At 69.4% G+C, this 5006-nt stretch carries 5 protein-coding genes and 1 pseudogene; 4 read left to right on the forward strand and 2 right to left on the reverse strand.

What is annotated here, in order from left to right; all coding sequences use genetic code 11:
• Both ABZW32_RS38720 and ABZW32_RS38725 read right to left on the reverse strand, forming a co-directional pair.
• Positions 1 to 635: pseudogene (locus ABZW32_RS38720) on the reverse strand (two-component sensor histidine kinase); the annotation flags it as partial.
• Between the two features lie 8 nt (positions 636 to 643).
• Positions 644 to 1342 (reverse strand): response regulator transcription factor, encoded by a 699-nt coding sequence (locus ABZW32_RS38725; protein WP_356225467.1) that lies wholly within the window; start codon positions 1340 to 1342, stop codon positions 644 to 646.
• 134 nt (positions 1343 to 1476) lie between these two features.
• Here ABZW32_RS38725 and ABZW32_RS38730 point away from each other — a divergent pair, with 134 nt between their 5' ends.
• The 4 genes from ABZW32_RS38730 to ABZW32_RS38745 form a co-directional block, all read left to right on the forward strand.
• The gene (locus ABZW32_RS38730) at positions 1477 to 2133 is read left to right on the forward strand and encodes a hypothetical protein (protein WP_356225469.1); all 657 of its coding nucleotides are present in this window, start codon (positions 1477 to 1479) and stop codon (positions 2131 to 2133) included.
• A complete protein-coding gene (locus tag ABZW32_RS38735) occupies positions 2130 to 3206 on the forward strand; it encodes a peptidoglycan-binding domain-containing protein (RefSeq protein ID WP_356225471.1) in 1077 nt (358 codons plus the stop codon). The genes ABZW32_RS38730 and ABZW32_RS38735 overlap by 4 nt, the downstream gene beginning before the upstream one ends.
• The gene (locus ABZW32_RS38740; protein WP_356225473.1) at positions 3203 to 3895 is read left to right on the forward strand and encodes an ABC transporter ATP-binding protein; all 693 of its coding nucleotides are present in this window, start codon (positions 3203 to 3205) and stop codon (positions 3893 to 3895) included. Before ABZW32_RS38735 ends, ABZW32_RS38740 begins: the two co-directional genes overlap by 4 nt.
• Before the next feature lies 1 nt (position 3896).
• Positions 3897 to 5006: ABC transporter permease (locus ABZW32_RS38745; RefSeq protein ID WP_356225475.1), on the forward strand; the 1110-nt coding region annotated here is incomplete at its 3' end.

The raw sequence follows: 5006 nt of genomic DNA on the forward strand, positions 1-5006 counted from the left end.
GCATGTTGGCGAGTGACCCGCCTCAGGTCTCGGACAGGCCGCAGCACCGTGCGTGCCGCGAGGAGCGCGAGGACGGCGGCGAGGAGCACCACCGGGGCGATGCCGGCGCGTACCGCGTCGAGGACGCTCGCGGTGTCCTCCTCCTCGGGGCGCAGCGAGGTGACCGCGAAGACGTCGAGCCCGGAGGGCGGGCCGCCTTCGAAGCGGACGGGGGTGCCAAGGACCAGATAGGGCTGTCCGTGCCAGTCGACGCGCTGCAGGCTCATGCGGTCCTTCGTCCGCACGGCGGCCCGCAGCTCAGGGGTGATCCTGCTCTGGTCCGCTGAGAGGTCGGAAGCGGCGGTGAGTTTGCGGTACTGGGCGAACACCACGGTCGTTTCGAGGCCGTCCGCGACCCGGGCGGCGAACCGGTTGAGGGAGACCTCGTCCGGGGGCGCGCTGAGATCGGCGGCGTAGCGTTCGACCCGGCTGTGGAAGTCGCTGCGTGCGGCGTCCTGGGCCCGCTTGAGCACAGCGGTGCGGGACTCGCGGTAGGCGAGCGCGGTCGCCGTCACGGCGCTGACCAGCGCGACCAGTACGAAGGCGATGACCAGGCGGGTGCGCAGACCGCCCCATCTGCTTCTGCGAGATGCCACCTGTGGCCTCACACCGGCCCGAAGCGGTAGCCGAAGCCCCGCACCGTCTGGACGTATCGTGGCTTCGCCGGCACGTCCTCGATCTTGGCCCGAAGGCGCCCGACCGCGGCGTCCACCAGGCGGGAGTCGCCGAGGAAGTCGTGTTCCCACACCGACTGCAGCAGCTGCTCGCGGCTGAAGACCCGCCCCGGCGACGCGGAGAGTTCCAGCAGCACGCGCAGCTCGGTCGGCGGCAGGGCGATGAAGCTTCCGCGTTTGCTGACGGTCAGGCCGGCGCGGTCGATGACGAGCCCGTCGAATGTCTCCTCATGCGGCCGTAGTCCCGGTCCTGCGGGTTCCGCTCGCCGTAGTGCCGCCCGGATGCGGGCCTCCAGGACGGGTGCGGTGACGGGCTTGACCACGTAGTCGTCGGCGCCCGCCTCCAGGCCGCCGACGATGTCGGAGTCGTCGCCGCGGGCCGTGAGCATGATGACCGGGATCGTGGCTCCGGTGGCACGGATGCGGCGGCACACCTCGAAGCCGTCGATGCCGGGGAGCATCAGGTCGAGTACGGCGAGCTCGACGGTGGGACCGGCCAGGCCGGCCAGGAGGGCGAGGGCGTCCTCGCCAGTGGCGGCGGTGGAGACGTCGTAGCCGTGGCGGCGCAGGACGAGTTCCATCGAGTCGCGCACGGACGGGTCGTCCTCGATGAGGAGCAAATGGGACATGCACTCGATTATGGGCGACCGTTTGTGCAGATCAGGAACGGTAGAGGCGGCGGATCGGTACGGCGGGCGCATTGTTACGTTCTCATCATGTGGTCATGCACTGGCCACCATGTGGGGCCTGGACGGTGGTTCCCATGAGCATTCAGAGCGCCACCCGGCTGCGGATCGCAGCCCTCCTCGTGACCCCCGTTCTCGTCTTCTCCGCCGCCTGCGGAGGCGGTGGTGAGGGTTACGCCGACGGGGCGAAGCAGAACGACGAAGTCGCCTCCGTCCCGGACGCGGCGGGCTCCGGCACGGGGAGCGCCACCCCGAAGGAGAGCACCGGCGGGGAGCCGACAGCGCAGGGCAAGGGCGCGTTCTTCGACGCGCAGATGAAGTATGTCCAGTGCATGCGGACCAAGGGTGGGGTGAAGGAGTTCCCGGATCCCAAGCTCAGCGGCCATCTCGACTGGGCGAAGATCGACGCCCTCGCTTCCCCGGGCGGGACGGGTGAAGAGCAGAAGGGCGGCAAGGGCGGCGTCTGCGGCCGTGAGATGTCCGAGGCGATGAAGCTGGAGCCCAAGCGCGACGCGCAAAAAGACTATGAGTCGATGCTGGCGCACGCCAAGTGCATGCGGGAGAACGGCATCTCGAAGTTCACCAACCCGACGATGTCCGGCGGCAACGTGATGCCCGGTGGTGACCCGGACCCGGTGTCGCCACAGATCGACAGGAACTCGCCGGCGTTCAAGGCGGCCCGCGAGACGTGCAAGTCGAAGCTGCTCGACGGTCTGGACGGGATGCAGGGATGAAGCGGCGTACAGCACTCACCGCGGCCGGCGCTGCGCTCGCGGCGGCCGCGGTCGGAGCCGGGGCGCTGGTCATCGGCGGCGGGGACGACGCGGGGGCCCAGAACAAGGACAGCCGACTGCCGCCCGCCACCGCGGTGATCGAGCGCACCGACCTCGTCCAGTCCAAGACGGTCGACGGGAAGATCGACTTCGCCCAGCGCCGCTCGGTGAAGTCCGCGGTCGCAGGAACGGTCACCGTCGCCGCGAAGGAGGGCACGACCCTCAAGCGGGGCGATGCGCTCTACGAGCTGAACGACAAGCCGGTGACGCTGCTGTACGGATCCGTGCCGGCCTTCCGGGAGATGAAGCTCGGGGACAGGGGATCGGACGTGCTGCAGCTGGAGCGGAACCTCAGCGCGCTTGGCTTCGGGCGTGATCTCTACGTCGATCCGCGCTTCGACGAGGCGACCGAGGCCGCGGTCAAGAAGTGGCAGAAGTCCCTGAACCGGGAGGCGACCGGCAAGGTCGGCCAGGGCGACGTGGTCTTCCAGCCCGACCAGGTCAAGGTCGTCCAGGCGGACGCGGCCCTCGCGGACCAGGTCGGTCCCGACAAGCCGGTCCTCACGGTGGCCTCTACCCAGCCGGTCGTACGCGCCCTGCTCGACCAGACAGATACCGCGCTCACCGCGAAGGACACCAAGGTGGAGGTCACACTGCCGAGCGGAAAGACGGAGACGGGCAAGGTACTCGGCACGGTCACACCGGAAGCCGATCCGAGACAGGGAGCCTCCGCCCCAAGCGGTATCACCGTCGAAGTGGTCCTGGACGCCGGCGGGGCAGCAGTGTCGGGGGAGGATGCCAAGGTGACGGCGAGCGTGAAGTTCGTCAGCGAGAGCCGCAAGAACGTCCTGGCCGTCCCGGTGGAAGCGGTCGTCGCCCTGCGTGGCGACGGCGGCGGCTACGGCCTCCAGATCGTCACCGGGAACACCACCAAGATGGTCCGCGTCGAGACCGGTATGACGGCCGACGGCCGGATCGAGGTCAGCGGCGCCGATATCGAGGCGGGCCAGAAGGTCGGAGTGGCAAAGCAATGACGACCCTCGACACCCCGGTCATCGAACTCCGGAACGTCACGAAGTCCTACCCCGGCGGGGTGCACGCCCTGCGCGGCGTGGACCTGGTGGTGGGTGCGGGTGAACTGATGGCGATCGTCGGCCCGTCGGGCTCCGGCAAGTCGACCATGCTCAACGTCATCGGCACCCTGGACCGCCCGACGTCCGGGACGGTCAAGGTCGCCGGCTACGACGTGAACGAGCTCTCCGACGCCCAGCTCTCCGTACTGCGAGCCCGCCACATCGGGTTCGTCTTCCAGCACTTCCACCTGGCAGCGGGCCGCGACGCGCTCGACAATGTCGCCGACGGACTCCTCTACACGGGGGTCGGGCCGAAGGAACGCAAGGCGCGCGCCCGAGAAGCGCTCGAGCGCGTCCGTATGGGCCACCGCCTCGACCACACACCCAACGAACTCTCCGGTGGCGAGAAGCAGCGGGTCGCGATCGCCCGCGCACTGGTCGGCAACCCCGACCTGCTGCTCGCGGACGAACCGACTGGCGCCCTGGACACGGCGTCCGGCGAGATCGTCATGGACCTCATCCACGAGCTGAACGCGGCCGGCACCACGATCTGCGTGATCACGCACGACAACGAGATCGCCGACTCGCTGCCCCGCCGCGTCCGCTTCCGGGACGGCGAGATCATCACGGACGCTCAGGCGGTGAGGTGAAATGGGATCGGTCCGAGCCCTGAAGCCCTCCCGGCTCTCCCCCCGCGATGTCCTGCGCGTGGGCGCGGTAGGCCTGCGTGCCCGCAGGGCCCGCGTGGTCCTCTCCGCCCTGGGCATCGCGATCGGCATCGCCACGATGGTCGCCGTCGTCGGCCTGTCCCAGTCCAGCAAGGCCGACCTGATGGCGAAGCTGGACCGCCTGGGCACCAACCTCCTCACCGCCGAAGCCGGCAAGAACGCGCAGGGGCAGGACGTGAAGCTCCCCAAGTCGGCGGTCGCGATGGTGGAACGCATCGGCCCCGTCCAGCACGCCACGGCCACCGCCTACGTCGACGCCCGCATCCGCCGCAGCGACGTCGTCCCCCAAGAACAGACCGCGGGCGTCACCACCCAAGCAGCCCGCCCCGACCTCCTTGAAGCCCTCAACGCGCGTATCGCCGAGGGAAGCTGGCTGAACAAGGCAAACGAAAACCTCCCCGTCACGGTCCTCGGCTCGGTCGCGGCGGAACGCCTCGGCGTCACCGCACCCGGCGAGACCATCATGATGAACAACGAACGCATGGTGGTCATCGGGATCCTCCAGCCCATCGAGCTGGTCCCGAACCTCGACCGTGTGGCCATGGTGGGCTTCCCGGCGGCAGAGAAGCACTTCGGCTTCGACGGCCACCCGTCCATGATCTTCGAACGCTCCACGGACGCCTCCGTCGAAGACGTCCGCACCGTCCTGGCCCGCACGGTCAGCCCCGGTAACGAGGGCTCCGTGAAGGTCTCCCGTCCCTCGGACGCACTCGCCGCCAAGGCCGCGACCGACAAAGGCCTGACCACCCTGATGCTCGGCCTGGGAGCCGTCGCCCTCCTCGTCGGCGGAGTGGGCGTCGCCAACACCATGGTGATCTCCGTGCTCGAACGCCGCCAGGAGATCGGCCTGCGCCGCGCGATCGGCGCGACCAAGAACGCGATCCGCCTCCAGTTCCTCACCGAATCCCTCCTGCTGTCCGCTCTGGGCGGCGCGACAGGAGCACTCCTCGGCTCCGCGGCGACCTACGGCTTCGCCTCCGCCCAAGGGTGGATCGCGGTGGTCCCGCCCTGGGCACTGGCCGGCGGTTTCACA

The sequence above is a fragment of the Streptomyces sp. NPDC004667 genome (genome assembly GCF_040609475.1).
Classification (GTDB): domain Bacteria; phylum Actinomycetota; class Actinomycetes; order Streptomycetales; family Streptomycetaceae; genus Streptomyces.